Below are 16,305 nucleotides of genomic sequence, written 5' to 3'. Positions count from 1 at the left end.
TGGAGCAACTTTGCCGAGCGATGTCGACTAGCCCCAGCGCATCACAGCCAACAGCCACACCAGGGACAACGCGGACGCAACCCAGATGCTCCAGTCGGTGGCGCCGATTACCAGCAAATGCAGGTAGGCGCTGCCGAGAAGACCGATAAACAAGCGATCGCCACGGGTGGTGGCAATCGGCAACAAACCACGCCGAAGAATGCTCGGCGAACGCAATTCCCAAGTCGTCATGCCCACCAGAATCAGGCCGATGACGATAAAGAACGCTGCTGTGGGGGTGGTCCAACTCATCCATTCCATCATCAGCTCCTCAAACCCGGCCCAGGGCAAAGCCCTTGGCCACGTGGTTACGGACAAACCAGATCACCAGCATGCCCGGGAGGATGGTCAACACCCCCGCCGCCGCCAGCACGCCCCAGTCGATGCCGGAGGCGGAAACCGTGCGGGTCATCACCGCCGCAATCGGCTTGGCGTTCACCGAGGTCAGCGTGCGTGCCAGCAGCAATTCGACCCAGGAGAACATGAAGCAGAAGAACGCCGTGACGCCTATCCCGGAGCCGATCAGCGGGACGAAGATCTTCACGAAGAACTTGGGGAAACTGTAGCCGTCGATGTAGGCCGTTTCGTCGATTTCCTTGGGCACTCCGGACATGAAGCCTTCAAGAATCCACACCGCCAACGGCACATTGAACAGGCAGTGCGCCAGGGCCACGGCGATGTGCGTATCGAACAGGCCAATCGAGGAGTACAGCTGGAAAAACGGCAGCAGGAACACCGCCGGCGGCGCCATGCGATTGGTCAGCAACCAGAAGAACAGGTGCTTGTCACCGAGGAAACGATAGCGCGAAAACGCGTAGGCCGCTGGCAGCGCCACGCTCAGGGAAATCACCGTGTTCAGGCTGACGTAATACAGCGAGTTGAGGTAACCGGTGTACCACGCTGGGTCAGTGAAGATGACCTTGTAGTTGGCGAAGGTGAAATCCTGCGGAAACAGGGTCAGGCCGCTGAGGATTTCGGTGTTGCTCTTGAAGGACATGTTCAACAGCCAGTAGATCGGCACCAGCAGGAACAGGATATAAATGAGCAATGGGATCAGCTTTCTTTTACTCATGGCAGACCTCAGCGGTTGGCGTCAGAGTGAGTCATGGCGGTGTAGAACAGCCAGGACACCAACAGAATGATCAGGAAGTACACCAGCGAGAAAGCCGCAGCCGGGCCGAGGTCGAATTGGCCGATGGCCATTTGGGTCAGCGTCTGGCTGAGGAAGGTGGTGGCATTGCCCGGACCGCCGCCGGTGAGCACGAACGGCTCGGTGTAGATCATGAAACTGTCCATGAAGCGCAGCATCACCGCGATCAGCAGCACGCTTTTCAACTTGGGCAACTGGATATGCCGGAACACCGCCCAGGCCGAGGCCCGATCGATTCGCGCCGCCTGGTAGTACACGTCCGGGATCGCCCGCAAGCCGGAGTAGCACAGCAGCGCGACCAGGGAAGTCCAGTGCCAGACGTCCATCACCAGCACGGTGACCCAGGCGTCCATGGTGTTCGCCGCATAGTTGTAATTGATGCCCATGGCGTTGAGGCTGGAACCCAGCAGGCCGATGTCCGCGCGGCCGAAAATCTGCCAGATGGTGCCCACCACGTTCCATGGGATCAGCAGCGGGATCGCCAGGATAATCAGCACCAGCGACGACCAGCGTCCCTTGGTCGGCATGGTCAGGGCGATGGCAATGCCCAGCGGAATTTCGATCAGCAGCACACATCCGGAGTAGATGAACTGGCGCAGCAGCGAATCGTGCAAGCGCGGGTCCAGCAGCACCTGCTTGTACCAGTCGGCGCCGACGAAGTAGCGACTGGATTGATCGAAGATGTCCTGCACCGAATAGTTGACCACAGTCATCATCGGGATCACTGCGCTGAACGCCACCAGCAGGAACACCGGCAACACCAGCCACCAGGCCTTGTTGTTCTGCACCTTGTTCATGGCTGCGTCTCCAGCAGGTAATCATCGGCGTAGACCATCAACCACTGGGCCGGAAAACTGATCCAGGCAGTGCCTTGGGGCACCGGTTTGTCTTCGGCCAGGCGCACTTTCAGCGTCGCCCCGTCGAGGTTCAGGGTCATGATCTTGTAGGTACCGAGGTCTTCGACGTGTACGACTTTTGCCTGCATGGCGTCGTCGAACGGTTCGTCCCACACATGGATGAACTCCGGACGGATACCAACCTTCAGGGTGTGCCATTGCGATTCGGCGACTCGTTGCTGTTGCGCTTCGGACAATGGCAGGTGCGTCGAGGCAAACCCGACGCCTCCCGGTTGCGGCTGCACGTCGATCAGGTTCATCCCCGGGCTGCCGATAAAATAACCGACAAAGGTGTGGCTCGGCCGCTCGAACAGTTCCCGTGGCGTACCGAACTGCACGATCTGGCCGCCATACATCACAGCGATCTTGTCGGCGAACGTCGAGGCCTCCAGTTGATCGTGGGTGACATAGACCATGGTGATGTTGAACTGCTCGTGGATCTGCTTGAGCTTGCGCCGCAACTTCCATTTCAGGTGCGGGTCGATCACCGTCAGCGGCTCATCGAACAGGATCGCCGAGACGTCATCACGCACCAGCCCGCGGCCCATCGAGACTTTCTGTTTTTCGTCGGCGGTGAGGTTGCGCGCCTTCTTGCCGAGCAGCGGCTGCAGGTCGAGGACTTCGGCGATCTCCTGCACCTTGCTGTGGATTTTCGCTTCGGCCATGCCCTGGTTGCGCAAAGGAAAGGCCAGGTTATCGAACACCGTCATGGTGTCGTAGACCACCGGGAACTGGAACACCTGGGCGATATTGCGCTTTTCCGGGGTCAGGTCGTTGACCACTTTGCTGTCGAACAACACCTGGCCTTGGGACGGGCTGAGCAGGCCGGAAATGATGTTCAGCAAGGTCGACTTGCCGCAGCCCGAAGGACCGAGCAACGCGTAGGCGCCACCCTGCTCCCAGATGTGATCCATCTCGCGGATTGCGTAGTCCTCGGGACCGGCCGGCGTGCGGGTATAGCTGTGGGCGAGGTTCTGCAAACGGATCTCGGCCATCAGGCAACCCTCGCAATACGGCGTCCGGGAGCCTGGACCAATCGGCCCTGGGCATCGAACACAAACAGTTTATGGGTCGGGATATAGATACGAATCGGCGCGTCGACGTCGTATTCGTGAACCCCGGGCAAGTGCAGTACCAGCAGGAAGTGTTCGTTGCGCACGTGCAGGAAGGTTTCCGAGCCGCTGATTTCCGCGACCTCGACCGTCACGGCCAGCTCCAGGTCATCGTCGTTGCTGGGTACCAGTGAGATATGACTGGGTCGCACGCCGAAGCGGTATTCGCCCTCCCCGACTGGCCGCAGGTCGACGTTCAGCGGAAAGTGCACAAAGTTGGCAAAGCTCACTTCGTTGCCGGCGATGCGCCCCGGCATCAGGTTGATCGGCGGTTCGGAGAACAGCTCGGCCGCCAGCACGCTCTGCGGCTGGTGGTAGACCTCTGCAGACTTGCCGCTCTGGATCACCCGGCCCTCGTGAAGAATGGTCGTGGTACCGCCCAGCGCCAGCGCTTCATTGGGTTCGGTGGTGGCGTAGATGGCGATGGTGTGCCGCGCCTTGAACAGCTCGCGCATTTCCTGGCGCAGCTCTTCGCGCAGCTTGTAGTCGAGGTTGACCAGGGGTTCATCGAACAGGATCAGCTCGGCATCCTTGACCAGGGCGCGGGCCATGGCGGTGCGTTGTTGCTGGCCACCGGAGAGTTCCAGCGGATGGCGCTGGAGGAATTTCTCGATGCGCAGCATCCTGGCGGTTTCCAGCACCTTGCTTTCAATCAACTCCCTGGACACTCCGCCCTGGCGCAGAGGCGAGGCGATGTTTTCGAACACGGTCATGGTCGGGTAGTTGATGAATTGCTGATAGACCATCGACACATTGCGCAGGCGCACCGGGCGCTGGGTGACGTCGACGCCGTTCATGAGGATGCGCCCGCTGTCGGGCTTATCCAGGCCAGCCATCAGGCGCATCAGGCTGGTTTTGCCGGACAGCGTGCGACCCAGCAAAACGTTGAAGGAACCGGGTTCGAAACTCAGGCACGCATCGTCGATCCAGGTCTGGCCCTCGACGGTACGGCTGACGTGCTCCAGGGTGAGTGACATGGCTCGGCCTTTTTATTATTTGGAGTCAAGCGACCGAGGGTGTAGAGCGAGTTTCGTGCCAGTAAATGCAGGTTGTTGATGTGCTTGGGGAAAGATCAAATGTGCAGGATGTCGATTTTCGATGCTGAACAGAAATGAACAACTGCGAGTGAACGATTGAACAGTTGGGCGGTTGACAATGAACAATAGTGAACAACACTCTATGGACCGTTCACGGTCACGTAGGAGCTGCCAAAGGCTGCGATCTTTTGATCTTGGCGCCGGTGGGGTCTATTGAAAATCAAGATCAAAAGATCGTAGCCTTCGGCAGCTCCTACAGGGATTGCGGCCAACTGAAGAACCCATAAAAACAATAACAGCAGAGATCGACCGCCATGGCCGCACCCGCCTTGCCGCTCTCCCACGATTCGATCATCCAGAACTCCTGGTCGCGATGCCGTGCGTTCGGCCTCAATCACCAGAGCACTCCGGCCTTCGATCAACTGCCCGCCGCAGGCATCGCGCAACTGCTGGAGAGCCAGCACTCACTGGTGCAGACCACCCACCAGGAAGTCCTGCCCTACTACGAGAACATCCTCAGTAACTCCAACTGCCTGATCATGCTCGCCGACAATCAGGGCCAGGTGCTGACGTCCTGGGGTACCCAGCGCTTTATCGAGCCAGCCCTGACCCGTGGTTTCAGCGCCGGCGCCAGCTGGAGGGAGCGCTGCAGCGGGACCAACGCGATCGGCACGGCGCTGGCCTGTGAGCAGGCAGTGCACATCGAGCACGATGAGCATTTCCTAAAGGCCAACCGCTTCATGACCGGTTCCGCTGCGCCAATCTTCGATGCCGAGCGCAAGGTGATCGCGGTGCTGGACGTGTCCAGCGACAGCTACCTGCCGCCGTCGCACACCCTGGGCATGGTCAAGATGATGAGCCAGACCGTGGAAAACCGGCTGATCCTCAACCTGTTCCACGGCCAGCACTTTCAGCTCACCTTCAATACCGGCTTGAACAACCTCGACAGCCAGTGGGCCGGCCTGCTGATTTTTGACGAGAGTGGGCAGGTGCTGTCGGCCAATCGCCGGGCCGACAATCTGCTGGGTATCAGCCTGTCGCGGGTCAGCGTTGAAAGCCTGTTCAAGGTGTCGCTGCTGGAGTTGCTGAATCAGCCGGATGATTTGCCGTTCGCCCTGCAGACATCAGGGCGCAATCGCTTCCAGTGCCTGCTGAAACGGCCCAAGCAGGCACCGATCAAGGCACGGGTGTTTGCTGAGCCCGCATTAGCGCAATCAGCAGCCATCAACCTCAACACCCTGCATTTTGGCGACAGCCGGGTGGAAAAAGCCGTGCGCCAGGCCGAGCGGTTGCTGGAGAAAGATATTCCGCTATTGATCCACGGTGAAACCGGCGTGGGCAAGGAGGTATTCGTCAAGGCCCTGCACAAGGCCAGCTCACGCAGCAAACAAGCTTTTATTGCAGTGAACTGTGCAGCGATCCCCGCCGAACTGGTGGAGTCAGAGCTATTTGGCTACGAGAAAGGCGCCTTTACCGGCGCTAACCAGAAAGGCAGCATCGGGCTGATTCGCAAGGCCGACAAGGGCACCCTGTTCCTCGATGAAATCGGCGACATGCCACTGCCGACCCAGGCCCGGCTGCTAAGGGTGTTGCAGGAACGCTGCGTGCAACCGGTGGGCAGCAGTGAGTTGTTCCCGGTGGACATCCGGATTATTTCAGCGACCAACCGTTCGTTGCGCGAACAGGTGCAGTTGGGGCGGTTTCGCGAAGACCTGTATTACCGCATTGGCGGCTTGACCCTGGAGTTGCCGCCCTTGAGAGACCGGAGCGATAAGCAGGAACTGTTCAAGCGGTTGTGGGAACAGCATCGCGAGCCTTCGCAGTGGGCGGGTTTGAGTCGTGAGGTGCTGGAGTTGTTTGGTCGCCATCCGTGGCCGGGGAATTTGCGCCAGGTCAGTAGCGTGATGCAGGTGGCACTGGCCATGGCCGAGGAGCAGCCGGTGCGGCCGGAGCATTTACCGGATGATTTTTTTGTCGATCTGGAGATGGAACCGGTGGATGCGCCGGAGCCGTTGGCGGTGAATCTTGATGATGCCGAAGATCTAAATCGGCAGTTGCAGGCGGTCGGGGGAAATATTTCGCACCTGGCACGGCGGTTGGGGGTTAGTCGTAATACCTTGTATAAGCGGTTGCGTCAGTTGGAAGGTTAATAGCCCAAGATCAAAAGATCGCAGCCTTCGGCAGCTCCTACATTGGAATGCGTACTCCTGTAGGAGCTGCCGAAGGCTGCGATCTTTTGATCTTCAGCCAAACAAAAACCCGCACAAGGCGGGTTTAGTTTTTAACGACGATCGCTATCAGTCAGCCAAACGCCAGGTAGTCCCGCCCTTGCCGTCCTCCAGCACCACGCCCATGGCGGTCAGCTGGTCGCGAATACGGTCCGATTCAGCCCAGTCCTTGCCTGCCCGAGCTGCCAGACGCGCAGCAATCAACGCATCGACTTCAGCGGCATCCACCCGCCCTTCAGCACCGGCCTGCAGGAAGTCATCGGCTTCGAGCTGCAACACACCCAGCACACTGGCCAATTCCTTCAAACGCGCCGCCAGGCCCGCAGCAGCATCGAGATCAGTCTCGCGCAGGCGGTTGATCTCACGCACCATCTCGAACAGTACCGCGCAGGCTTCCGGCGTGCCGAAGTCGTCGTTCATCACCTGGGTGAATCGCTCGACAAAGGCTTCGCCGCCCGCTGGCGCCACGCTCGGCAGGCCTTTCAACGCGTGGTAGAACCGCTCGAGTGCGCCTTTGGCGTCCTTGAGGTTGTCTTCCGAATAGTTGATCGCGCTGCGGTAGTGGCTCGACACCAGCAGGTAACGCACGACTTCCGGGTGGTACTTTTCCAGCACGTCGCGAATGGTGAAGAAGTTGTTCAAGGACTTGGACATCTTCTCGCCATTGATGCGAATCATGCCGCAATGCATCCACGCGTTGGCGTAGGTCTTGCCGGTCGCCGCTTCGCTCTGGGCGATTTCGTTTTCATGGTGCGGGAACTCGAGGTCGCTGCCGCCGCCGTGAATGTCGAATGTCTCGCCCAGGCAGCAAGTGGACATCACCGAGCACTCGATGTGCCAGCCCGGACGCCCGTCGCCCCACGGCGAAGGCCAGCTTGGCTCGCCCGGCTTGGTGGCTTTCCACAGCACGAAGTCCAGCGGATCCTGTTTCGACTCGTCGACTTCGATCCGCGCGCCGATGCGCAGGTCTTCGATCTTCTTGCGCGACAGCTTGCCGTAACCCATGAACTTGGCGACGCGGTAGTACACGTCGCCATTGCCAGGAGCGTAGGCGTAACCCTTGTCGATCAGGGTCTGGATCATGTTCAGCATGCCCGGGATGTGATCCGTGGCACGCGGCTCCATGTCAGGCTTGAGGATGTTGAGGCGCGCCTCATCCTCGTGCATCGCGGTGATCATGCGCTCGGTCAGCGCGTCGAACGGCTCGCCGTTCTCGCGCGCACGGTTGATGATCTTGTCTTCGATGTCAGTGATGTTACGCACGTAGGTCAGGTTGTAACCGCTGAATCGCAGCCAGCGGGTCACCAGGTCAAACGCGACCATGCTGCGGCCGTGGCCAATGTGGCAGTAGTCGTACACGGTCATCCCGCAGACGTACATGCGCACATTGTTGCCATCCAGCGGCTTGAACACTTCTTTGCTCTTGGTGAGCGTGTTGTAGATCGATAGCACTTTAATTGTTCCCTTGAATCACTGGCCCCACGAATCACGCAAGGTCACGGTACGGTTGAACACCGGACGACCTGGTTTCGAGTCCTTGATATCCGCGCAGAAGTAACCTTCGCGCTCGAACTGGAAACGGTCTTCCGGCTGTGCATTGCCCAGCGAGGGTTCAGCACGACAACCGGTGAGCACCTGCAGCGAATCAGGGTTGATGTTGTCGAGGAAACTGGCGCTGTCTTCAGCCTTCTCCGGGTTGGCCGAACGGAACAGGCGATCGTACAGGCGCACTTCGCACTCGATGCTGGCATCGGCCGGCACCCAGTGCACCACGCCTTTGACCTTGCGGCCTTCAGGGTTCTTGCCCAGAGTTTCCGGATCGTACGAGCAACGCAGTTCGACGACGTTGCCATCGGCGTCCTTGATCGCTTCGTCGGCGCGGATCACGTAGCTGCCGCGCAGGCGCACTTCGCCGTTGGGTTCCAGGCGCTTGTAGCCCTTTGGCGGCTCTTCCATGTAGTCATCACGGTCGATGTAGATTTCACGGGCGAACGGCAACTTGCGCACGCCCAGTTCTTCTTTCTGTGGATGACGCGGCAGTTCGAGGTTCTCGACCTGGTCTTGCGGGTAGTTGGTGATCACGACTTTCAACGGATGCAGCACGCACATGGCGCGCGGGGCGTTCTGGTCCAGGTCCTGGCGGATGCTGAACTCAAGCATGCCGAAGTCGACCACACCGTCGGAACGGTTGGTGCCGACCATGTCGCAAAAGTTGCGGATCGACGCAGGCGTGTAGCCACGGCGGCGGAAACCCGACAGGGTCGACATGCGCGGGTCGTCCCAGCCAAACACGTGTTTTTCATCAACCAGTTGCTTGAGCTTGCGCTTGCTGGTGATGGTGTAGTTCAGGTTCAGGCGGCTGAACTCGTACTGACGCGGGTGCGCCGGCACTGGCAAGGCGTCCAGGAACCACTCGTACAGCGGACGATGGCTTTCGAACTCCAGGGTGCAGATGGAGTGAGTGATGCCTTCGATGGCGTCCGACTGACCGTGGGTGAAGTCGTAGTTGGGGTAGATACACCACTTGTCACCGGTCTGGTGGTGGTGCGCGTGACGGATGCGATACATGATCGGGTCGCGCAGGTTCATGTTCGGCGAAGCCATGTCGATCTTGGCGCGCAGTACCCGTGCACCGTCCTGGAACTCGCCGGCTTTCATGCGGGCGAACCAGTCGAGGTTTTCTTCCACGGAACGATCACGGAACGGGCTGTTTTTGCCCGGTTCGGTCAAGGTGCCGCGGTATTCCTTGGCCTGCTCCGGGCTCAGGTCATCGACATAGGCCTTGCCGGCTTTGATCAGCTCGACCGCCCAGTCGTGCAGCTGGTCGAAATATTGCGAGGCGTAGCGCACTTCGCCGGACCATTCAAAGCCCAGCCACTTGATGTCGCTTTCGATCGCGTCGATGTATTCCTGGTCTTCCTTGGCCGGGTTGGTGTCGTCGAAACGCAGGTGCGTGACGCCACCGAATTCCTGGGCCAGGCCGAAGTTCACACAGATCGACTTGGCGTGGCCGATGTGCAGGTAACCGTTGGGCTCAGGCGGAAAACGGGTGACGATCTGCGAGTGCTTACCCGAGTCCAGGTCCGCCTGGATGATCGGGCGCAGGAAATTGACCGGCACGGCAGGGCCGGTCTTGGCATTCGAGGTAGGGTCGACAGTGGGCTTGCTCATAGGATCCTTGAACGTACAAGTGCGCGGCCGCATACGGGGCCTGACAAAACAAAGCCGCTATCATAGCCGATGCCGTGAAGCTGCTGACAGAGCAGGCCGGAAAACGCCTGCATTTAATCGTCTGTAAATGAAAAACAGCCTCGAAATTCGTGCCTGTCGCGCTAAACTGCGCTCCTTGGCCGAAATAAGGCTGAACCGGTTGCAGGCACCCGTGCCCAAAACCAAGAATTCATTGAAAACGCTTTATCTCATAAAGAGTACCGATCATGACCCAAGTCAAACTGACCACCAACCATGGCGACATCGTCCTGGAACTGAACGCTGAAAAGGCACCGCTGACCGTTGCCAACTTCATCGAGTACGTGAAGGCCGGCCACTACGAAAACACCGTATTCCACCGCGTCATCGGCAACTTCATGATCCAGGGCGGCGGTTTTGAGCCAGGCATGAAAGAAAAGAAAGACAAGCGCCCAAGCATCCAGAACGAAGCTGACAACGGCTTGCCGAACGAGAAGTACACCGTGGCCATGGCTCGCACCATGGAGCCGCATTCGGCTTCCGCGCAGTTCTTCATCAACGTGGCTGACAACAGCTTCCTCAATCACAGCGCCAAGACTACCCAGGGCTGGGGCTACGCAGTGTTCGCCAAAGTCGTGTCCGGCACCGAAGTTGTCGACAAGATCAAAGGTGTTTCCACCACCATGAAGTCCGGCCACCAGGACGTGCCAGCAGACGACGTGATCATCGAGAAAGCCGAGATCATTGAGTGATACTGCTGATTTCAGACTTGCATCTGGAAGAGGAGCGCCCGGACATTACCCGGGCGTTTCTGGACTTGCTCGCCGGACGCGCCCGTTCGGCGAGTGCGTTGTACATACTCGGCGACTTTTTTGAGGCGTGGATCGGCGACGATGCCATGACCGTCTTCCAGCGTTCCATCTGCCAGGCCCTGCGCGATCTCAGCGACAGCGGCACGGCGATTTTTCTGATGCACGGTAATCGCGACTTCATGCTCGGCCAGGCCTTCTGCAGACAGGCGGGCTGCACGTTGTTGAAAGACCCGAGCGTCGTGCAACTCGCAGGCGAGCCGGTGCTATTGATGCACGGCGACAGCCTGTGCACCCGCGATGAAGCTTACATGAAGCTGCGTCGCTACCTGCGCAACCCCGTCACCCTGTTTATCCTGCGTCACCTGCCCTTGGGCACCCGCCACAAACTGGCGCGCAAGCTACGCAGCGAAAGCCGGGCGCAGACCCGCATGAAGGCCAATGACATTGTTGATGTCACCCCCGAAGAAGTGCCGCGGGTGATGCAGCAATTTGGCGTGAAGACCCTGATCCACGGGCACACCCACCGTCCGGCGATCCATAAACTGCAGATCGGCGAACAGGCGGCCCGGCGCATTGTGATGGGGGACTGGGACCGTCAGGGCTGGGCATTGCAGGTGGATGAGAATGGATTTGCGTTGGCGCCGTTTGATTTCGGCCCGCCGCCACAACTCGCAGCCCCGACGATCTAACGCCGACCACAAATCCCACTGTAGGAGTGAGCCTGCTCGCGATAGCGGTGTATCAGTCAACGAGTTGTTGAATGTGATACCGCTATCGCGAGCAGGCTCACTCCTACAGTTTGATAGCGTTGGGTCAATGGCCGCTGGCGGCAGGCCCGGCTTTGGCGGCAAACGGTGGTTTCGCCAGCCACACGATCAATATCAACCCCATGAAACCCCAGCCCAGCAACGTGAAGTAATCCACGGTCGAGAGCATGTACGCCTGACTCGTCAGCACATGATCGAGCTGCGCATAGGCCGGGTTGCCCGGGCCGCCCAGGGCATTCAACGCCTCGCGGGTCGCCGGCTCGTAGGTGCTGATGCTTTCGCTCATGTAGGCATGGTGCTGATCCGCCCGGCGGATCCAGATCCAGGTGGTCAGCGACGCCGCGAAACTGCCGCCCAGGGTCCGCAGGAACGTGGCCAGGCCGGCGCCATCGGCGATCTGGTTCGGCGGCAGGTCCGACATCAGGATGCTCAGCGTCGGCATGAAGAACAGCGCCACGCCAATCCCCATGAACAGCTGCACCAGGGCGATGTGCTGGAAATCCACTTCGGTGGTAAAGCCGGCGCGCATGAAGCAGCTCAGGCCAATCGCCAGGAACGCCAAGCCCGCCAGCAGGCGCAGGTCGAACTTATGCGCAAACTTGCCGACAAACGGCGAGAGGATCACCGGCAGAATACCGATCGGCGCCACTGCCAGCCCGGCCCAGGTCGCGGTGTAGCCCATCTGGGTTTGCAGCCACTGCGGCAGCATCAGGTTGATCCCGAAGAACCCGGCATACCCCAGCACCAGCACAATCGTGCCGATGCGGAAATTGCGATGGGCAAACAGCCGCAGGTTGACCACCGGATGCTGGTCGGTCATTTCCCAGATGATGAACACGGCTAGCGCGATCACCGAGATAGCCGCACCGACGATGATGAAGTTGGACTCGAACCAGTCCAGGTCGTTGCCTTTGTCGAGGATCACCTGCAAGGCGCCGACGCCAATGATTAACGTGATCAGGCCGACGTAATCCATTGGTTGACGACTGGTTTCCACCGGGCGTGCCTTGAGTTGCTGGCGCACAACCATCACCGCGAAGATCCCGATCGGCACGTTGATGAAAAAGATCCACGGCCAGCTGTAGCTGTCGGTGATCCAGCCGCCGAGGATCGGACCCGCAATCGGTGCCACCACCGTGACCAGCGCCAGCAACGCCAGGGCCATGCCGCGCCTGGCGGGGGGATAAACCGCAATCAGTAACGTCTGGGTCATCGGGTACAACGGGCCTGCGACCAATCCCTGGACTACCCGGAACAGAATCAGCTCGGGCATCGAGGTGGAGATGCCGCAGAGGAACGAGGCGATCACGAACAGCACGGTCGCCCAGAGAAACAGCTTTACCTCACCGAAGCGCCGGCTGAGCCAGCCGGTCAGTGGCAGCGCGATGGCGTTGCTCACCGCGAACGAGGTGATGACCCAGGTGCCCTGCTCCGAACTCACGCCCAGGTTGCCGGAAATCGTCGGCAACGCCACGTTGGCGATGGTGGTGTCGAGCACCTGCATGAAAGTCGCCAGCGACAGGCCGATGGTGGCGAGCAGCAGGCTGGGCGGGGTGAAAGACGCGTTATTGCTCATCGCGGATCCTTTGGAGCGTTACGGCCCCTGTGGGAGCGGGCTTGCTCGCGAAAGCGGTGATTCAGTCAACTGATATGTTGAATAGAAAACCGCTTTCGCGAGCAAGCCCGCTCCCACAGGGTTGGTGTAATGGCGACTTAGCGTTGCGCGGTCTTGCTGACGGCGGCGCTATTGTCGTGGATCAGTTGGGCGATCATCGCATCGGCTTCCGCCAACTGCCGGTCGTAGACGTTGGTGCTGAACGAAGCCTTTTGCGGCGGCTGTTGCGCCAGCACCGGACCGCTCTGGTCGTGCAGGTTCACATCGACCTGGGTCGACAGCCCAACGCGCAACGGATGTTTGGCCAGCTCTTCGGCGTTGATATGAATGCGCACCGGCACCCGCTGCACGATCTTGATCCAGTTTCCGGTGGCGTTCTGCGCCGGCAGCAGGGCAAACGCGCTGCCAGTACCGGCACCAAGGCTGTCGATGGTGCCGCTGTATTTCACGTCGCTGCCATACAGGTCGGCCTCGATGTCCACCGGCTGGCCGATGCGCATGTCCCGCAGCTGGGTTTCCTTGAAGTTGGCGTCGATCCACAGTTGATCCAGCGGAATCACCGCCATCAACGCGGTGCCCGGCTGCACCCGCTGGCCCAACTGCACGGTGCGCTTGGCCACGTAACCGGTGACCGGAGCGATCAAGGTGCTGCGGGCATTGGTCAGGTAGGCCTGACGCAGTTGCGCGGCGGCGGACATCACCTCCGGGTGCGACGAAACCACGGTGTCATCCACCAGCGCGCTGGTGGTTTTCAATTGCTGGCGGGCGTTGGCCAGGGCGTTTTGCGCCGAGGTCAGGTCGTCGCGAGCGTGGGACAGTTCTTCCTGAGAGATCGCGCCGCCGGCTGCCAGGTTCTTGCGGCGATTGAAGTTGTCCTGGGCCTTTTGCACTTCGGCCTGCTGCGCGTTGACCTGGGCCTTCATGCCGTCGACGTTGCTATACAACCCGCGAACCTGACGCACCGTACGGGCCAGGTTGGCCTGTGCACTTTGCAGCCCGACTTCGGCATCGTTCGGGTCGAAGTTGATCAGCACCTGGCCCTCATGCACCAGGTCGCCATCATCGGCGCCGATGCTGACCACGGTGCCGGTGACCAGCGGGGTAATTTCCACCACGTTGCCGTTGACGTAGGCATCGTCGGTGCTCTCGTTCCAGCGCCCGTAGAATTCGTGCCAGGCCCAGACACCGGCGCCGGCAAGGATCACCACAATGGCTAGAATCACCAGCATGATCTTGCGTTTGCGCGGGTTGCCGGTGTCCTGCGGGGATTGCGGAGCTTGGGTATTTTCGGCGGTGGCCATGACTATTACCTTGATTAGTTGTTCTGCGTGGCTGGGTTGGAGGCCGTCAGGGTTTCACCCTGGAAGCCGCCGCCCAGCGCCTGCATCAGTTGGATCGACAAGTCGATCTGCTCGGCATTCAGGTTGGCCAGCTGACGCTGGGCCTGGAGCAATTGCTGCTCGATGCTGAGCACGTCCAGGTAGTTACCGATGCCGGAACCGTACCGCTGGACCACGGTGTTGTAGGAATCCTGGGCGATGTCGGTGGCGTGCTGCTGCGCACCGATCTGCCGGCCGATATCGCGCAGTTGATTGATCGAGTCGCTGACATCGCCCAATGCTTTGACCAGGCTTTTGTTGTACTGCGCCACGGCGAGGTCGTAGTCGGCGTCGCGAGAGTCAAGGTCGGCACGCAGGCGCCCACCGTCGAATATCGGCAGGGAAATCGTCGGCCCCACATTGAAGAAACGACTGGCCGAACCGAACATCGCATCCCCCAGCAACGACTCGACACCGGCTGCGGCGCTCAGGTTGAGGTTGGGGTAGAAGCGGGTCTTGCCGGCGGCGATATTCTTGCTCGCGGCTTCGACCCGCCAGCGGGCTGCGACCAGGTCTGGCCGACGACCGAGCAGCTCTGCCGGCAATACCGATGGCAATGCCACCGCGCTGGCCTGCAGCACCTTCGGTCGAGCGATTTCATTGGCGCGATCAGGGCCTTTGCCGAGCAGCACCGCCAGGGTAATTTTCGCGCTGTTCAGGCGTTTCTCGGCATCGATCAGGCTGGCTTCGGAGCTGGCCTCCAGGCTTTCGGTTTGCTGATACTGATACTGGCTGTCGATCCCGGAACTCAGGCGGCGCTTGCTCAGGTCGAGCATCTGTCGGGTGCGTTTGAGGTCTTCGCTGGCCAGGTCATGGACGATATGGGCCTGGCCCAGATCGCTGTAGGCTCGGGCAACGTCAGCGGACAAGGTCAACTGCGCGGCCTGCTGGTCGACTTCGGCGGCGCGGGCCTCACCGAGTGCGGCTTCCCAGGCGTCACGCTGGCCGCCCCAGAGATCGAAGTTGTAATTGAAGCTGGCGCCGAGGTTGCGCAGGGTCGCATAGGTCCCGCCCTGCCCGCTCGGATCCTGGTCCCGGGCCAGGCGCGAACGGCTGACGCCGGCACTGGCGTCGAGGGTCGGCATGCGTTCGGCATCGGCGGCGTAGGCAGCGGCGCTGGCCTGATGGGCGCGGGCATCGGCGATCTGCATGTCGGGACTGTCGTGCAGGGCTTCGCGAATCAGGCCGTCGAGTTGCGGGTCACCGAGGCTTTTCCACCAGTCGCTTTTTGGCCAGGCAGCCGGCGACAGGGTGACGCCGCTGAGGGACTGTCCGGCCTGGAGATTTTTCGCATCGAGGCTGACGCCTTCGGTCCCCAGACCGCTGTAGCTGGCGCAGCCGGCCAGGGTCATGGCCACCAGCACCAGGCTCAGGCCGGTGCGCATGGTTTTACTGCTCATTTATCACCCACACGTAGCAAAGTGATCGAGTCACCCGCCGCGATCAAAATTTTCTTCAGGATCTGTTCCAGGGTCGCCAGCTCTTGCTCGGTAATGGCGCCAGCCAGTTCGTTCATCGCGGCAGCGCCGATCTCCGGCAGGCGGTCAGCGAGCTGCTGGCCTTGCACTGTGAGTACAAGCTGCACTTGCCGACGGTCAGATTCGGAACGCTGGCGCACGAGGAAGCCTTTCTGTTCCAGACGATCAAGCATCCGGGTCATCGAGCCGCTGTCCAGGGACAGGTGACGGCACAGCTCGCCGGGGCTGTCGACGCCGTACTGGGCCAGGATGATCAACACCTTGAACTGCGCGGCGGTGATGCCGTGGGGTTCCATGTGGGTGTCGATGATCCGGTCCTTGAGCAGCGCGGCACGGCCGAGCAGGAGCCCGAGGTGGCAGTTCTTGAATTCGTCCGGGGTGAAGTGTTTCATCTGGCCACCGATTAGCTGCCTAGGCAGAGAATGTATGACGAGATGTTACTGCCTAGGCAGCGAATGTCAACATAATAGTTAGGATGCTTTGTATTTTGGTGATAAATGGGGGTTCAAAAGCAAAAGATCGCAGCCTTCGGCAGCTCCTACAGGTGTACACATAACCCTGTAGGAGCTGCCGAAGGCTGCGATCTTTTGATCTTGCTGTTGA

At 60.1% G+C, this 16,305-nt stretch carries 14 protein-coding genes; 3 read left to right on the top strand and 11 right to left on the bottom strand.

The window, feature by feature from the left end; all coding sequences use genetic code 11:
• Positions 1 to 27: 27 nt before the first annotated feature.
• The 5 genes from ACYZTK_RS25295 to ACYZTK_RS25275 are packed head-to-tail and all read right to left on the bottom strand — an operon-like array spanning position 28 to position 4,174.
• On the bottom strand, positions 28 to 300 hold the full coding sequence (locus ACYZTK_RS25295) for a DUF2160 domain-containing protein (protein WP_462012318.1): 273 nt from the start codon (positions 298 to 300) through the stop codon (positions 28 to 30).
• Positions 301 to 310: 10 nt separating this feature from the next.
• Positions 311 to 1,111 carry a carbohydrate ABC transporter permease gene (locus tag ACYZTK_RS25290; protein ID WP_017339615.1) on the bottom strand — a complete coding sequence of 267 codons (801 nt, stop codon included), beginning with the start codon at positions 1,109 to 1,111 and terminating at the stop codon, positions 311 to 313.
• Between the two features lie 8 nt (positions 1,112 to 1,119).
• Positions 1,120 to 1,986, bottom strand: coding sequence for a carbohydrate ABC transporter permease (locus ACYZTK_RS25285; RefSeq protein ID WP_462012317.1), 867 nt, complete (start codon positions 1,984 to 1,986; stop codon positions 1,120 to 1,122).
• Entirely contained in the window at positions 1,983 to 3,080 is a 1,098-nt protein-coding gene (locus ACYZTK_RS25280; RefSeq protein ID WP_462012316.1) for an ABC transporter ATP-binding protein, read from the bottom strand. Before ACYZTK_RS25280 ends, ACYZTK_RS25285 begins: the two co-directional genes overlap by 4 nt.
• Positions 3,080 to 4,174, bottom strand: a complete 1,095-nt coding sequence (locus tag ACYZTK_RS25275) for an ABC transporter ATP-binding protein (RefSeq protein WP_462012315.1) — start codon at positions 4,172 to 4,174, stop codon at positions 3,080 to 3,082. Before ACYZTK_RS25275 ends, ACYZTK_RS25280 begins: the two co-directional genes overlap by 1 nt.
• 374 nt (positions 4,175 to 4,548) lie before the next feature.
• Between ACYZTK_RS25275 and ACYZTK_RS25270 the strand changes: the two genes are divergently transcribed.
• Complete coding sequence (locus ACYZTK_RS25270; RefSeq protein WP_462012313.1) at positions 4,549 to 6,384, top strand: sigma-54-dependent Fis family transcriptional regulator; 1,836 nt, start codon at positions 4,549 to 4,551, stop codon at positions 6,382 to 6,384.
• Between the two features lie 147 nt (positions 6,385 to 6,531).
• Here ACYZTK_RS25270 and cysS read toward each other — a convergent pair whose 3' ends face one another.
• On the bottom strand, positions 6,532 to 7,914 hold the full coding sequence (cysS, locus tag ACYZTK_RS25265; protein WP_462012312.1) for a cysteine--tRNA ligase: 1,383 nt from the start codon (positions 7,912 to 7,914) through the stop codon (positions 6,532 to 6,534).
• Between the two features lie 18 nt (positions 7,915 to 7,932).
• Complete coding sequence (locus ACYZTK_RS25260; RefSeq protein WP_462012311.1) at positions 7,933 to 9,633, bottom strand: glutamine--tRNA ligase/YqeY domain fusion protein; 1,701 nt, start codon at positions 9,631 to 9,633, stop codon at positions 7,933 to 7,935.
• Between the two features lie 266 nt (positions 9,634 to 9,899).
• Here ACYZTK_RS25260 and ACYZTK_RS25255 point away from each other — a divergent pair, with 266 nt between their 5' ends.
• Complete coding sequence (locus ACYZTK_RS25255; RefSeq protein WP_462012310.1) at positions 9,900 to 10,403, top strand: peptidylprolyl isomerase; 504 nt, start codon at positions 9,900 to 9,902, stop codon at positions 10,401 to 10,403.
• Complete coding sequence (gene lpxH, locus ACYZTK_RS25250) at positions 10,400 to 11,152, top strand: UDP-2,3-diacylglucosamine diphosphatase (RefSeq protein WP_462012309.1); 753 nt, start codon at positions 10,400 to 10,402, stop codon at positions 11,150 to 11,152. Before ACYZTK_RS25255 ends, lpxH begins: the two co-directional genes overlap by 4 nt.
• A 124-nt stretch (positions 11,153 to 11,276) precedes the next feature.
• On the opposite strand, the gene ACYZTK_RS25245 is transcribed toward lpxH, so the two are convergent.
• The 4 genes from ACYZTK_RS25245 to ACYZTK_RS25230 form a co-directional block, all read right to left on the bottom strand.
• On the bottom strand, positions 11,277 to 12,806 hold the full coding sequence (locus ACYZTK_RS25245; RefSeq protein ID WP_462012308.1) for a DHA2 family efflux MFS transporter permease subunit: 1,530 nt from the start codon (positions 12,804 to 12,806) through the stop codon (positions 11,277 to 11,279).
• Positions 12,807 to 12,943: 137 nt separating this feature from the next.
• The gene (locus tag ACYZTK_RS25240; RefSeq protein ID WP_462012307.1) at positions 12,944 to 14,146 is read right to left on the bottom strand and encodes an HlyD family secretion protein; all 1,203 of its coding nucleotides are present in this window, start codon (positions 14,144 to 14,146) and stop codon (positions 12,944 to 12,946) included.
• Between the two features lie 14 nt (positions 14,147 to 14,160).
• Positions 14,161 to 15,624: an efflux transporter outer membrane subunit gene (locus tag ACYZTK_RS25235; RefSeq protein WP_462012306.1), complete on the bottom strand. Its 1,464-nt coding sequence runs from the start codon at positions 15,622 to 15,624 to the stop codon at positions 14,161 to 14,163.
• A complete protein-coding gene (locus ACYZTK_RS25230; RefSeq protein ID WP_462012305.1) occupies positions 15,621 to 16,094 on the bottom strand; it encodes a MarR family winged helix-turn-helix transcriptional regulator in 474 nt (157 codons plus the stop codon). Before ACYZTK_RS25230 ends, ACYZTK_RS25235 begins: the two co-directional genes overlap by 4 nt.
• Positions 16,095 to 16,305 lie beyond the last annotated feature (211 nt).

Source organism: Pseudomonas sp. LB3P31 (assembly GCF_054897945.1).
Note: the sequence above shows the minus strand (reverse complement) of the source record. Positions and strands in the feature narration are given on the sequence as shown.

What these genes read in the sequence shown, in the direction of transcription:
- ACYZTK_RS25255 (WP_462012310.1), top strand. Translation starts at nt 9,900, where the DNA reads ATGACCCAAGTCAAACTGACCACCAACCATGGCGACATCGTCCTGGAA.
- ACYZTK_RS25285 (WP_462012317.1), bottom strand. Translation starts at nt 1,986, where the DNA reads ATGAACAAGGTGCAGAACAACAAGGCCTGGTGGCTGGTGTTGCCGGTG.
- ACYZTK_RS25235 (WP_462012306.1), bottom strand. Translation starts at nt 15,624, where the DNA reads ATGAGCAGTAAAACCATGCGCACCGGCCTGAGCCTGGTGCTGGTGGCC.
- ACYZTK_RS25295 (WP_462012318.1), bottom strand. Translation starts at nt 300, where the DNA reads ATGGAATGGATGAGTTGGACCACCCCCACAGCAGCGTTCTTTATCGTC.
- ACYZTK_RS25230 (WP_462012305.1), bottom strand. Translation starts at nt 16,094, where the DNA reads ATGAAACACTTCACCCCGGACGAATTCAAGAACTGCCACCTCGGGCTC.
- ACYZTK_RS25275 (WP_462012315.1), bottom strand. Translation starts at nt 4,174, where the DNA reads ATGTCACTCACCCTGGAGCACGTCAGCCGTACCGTCGAGGGCCAGACC.
- ACYZTK_RS25245 (WP_462012308.1), bottom strand. Translation starts at nt 12,806, where the DNA reads ATGAGCAATAACGCGTCTTTCACCCCGCCCAGCCTGCTGCTCGCCACC.
- ACYZTK_RS25260 (WP_462012311.1), bottom strand. Translation starts at nt 9,633, where the DNA reads ATGAGCAAGCCCACTGTCGACCCTACCTCGAATGCCAAGACCGGCCCT.
- ACYZTK_RS25270 (WP_462012313.1), top strand. Translation starts at nt 4,549, where the DNA reads ATGGCCGCACCCGCCTTGCCGCTCTCCCACGATTCGATCATCCAGAAC.
- ACYZTK_RS25240 (WP_462012307.1), bottom strand. Translation starts at nt 14,146, where the DNA reads ATGGCCACCGCCGAAAATACCCAAGCTCCGCAATCCCCGCAGGACACC.
- ACYZTK_RS25280 (WP_462012316.1), bottom strand. Translation starts at nt 3,080, where the DNA reads ATGGCCGAGATCCGTTTGCAGAACCTCGCCCACAGCTATACCCGCACG.
- ACYZTK_RS25290 (WP_017339615.1), bottom strand. Translation starts at nt 1,111, where the DNA reads ATGAGTAAAAGAAAGCTGATCCCATTGCTCATTTATATCCTGTTCCTG.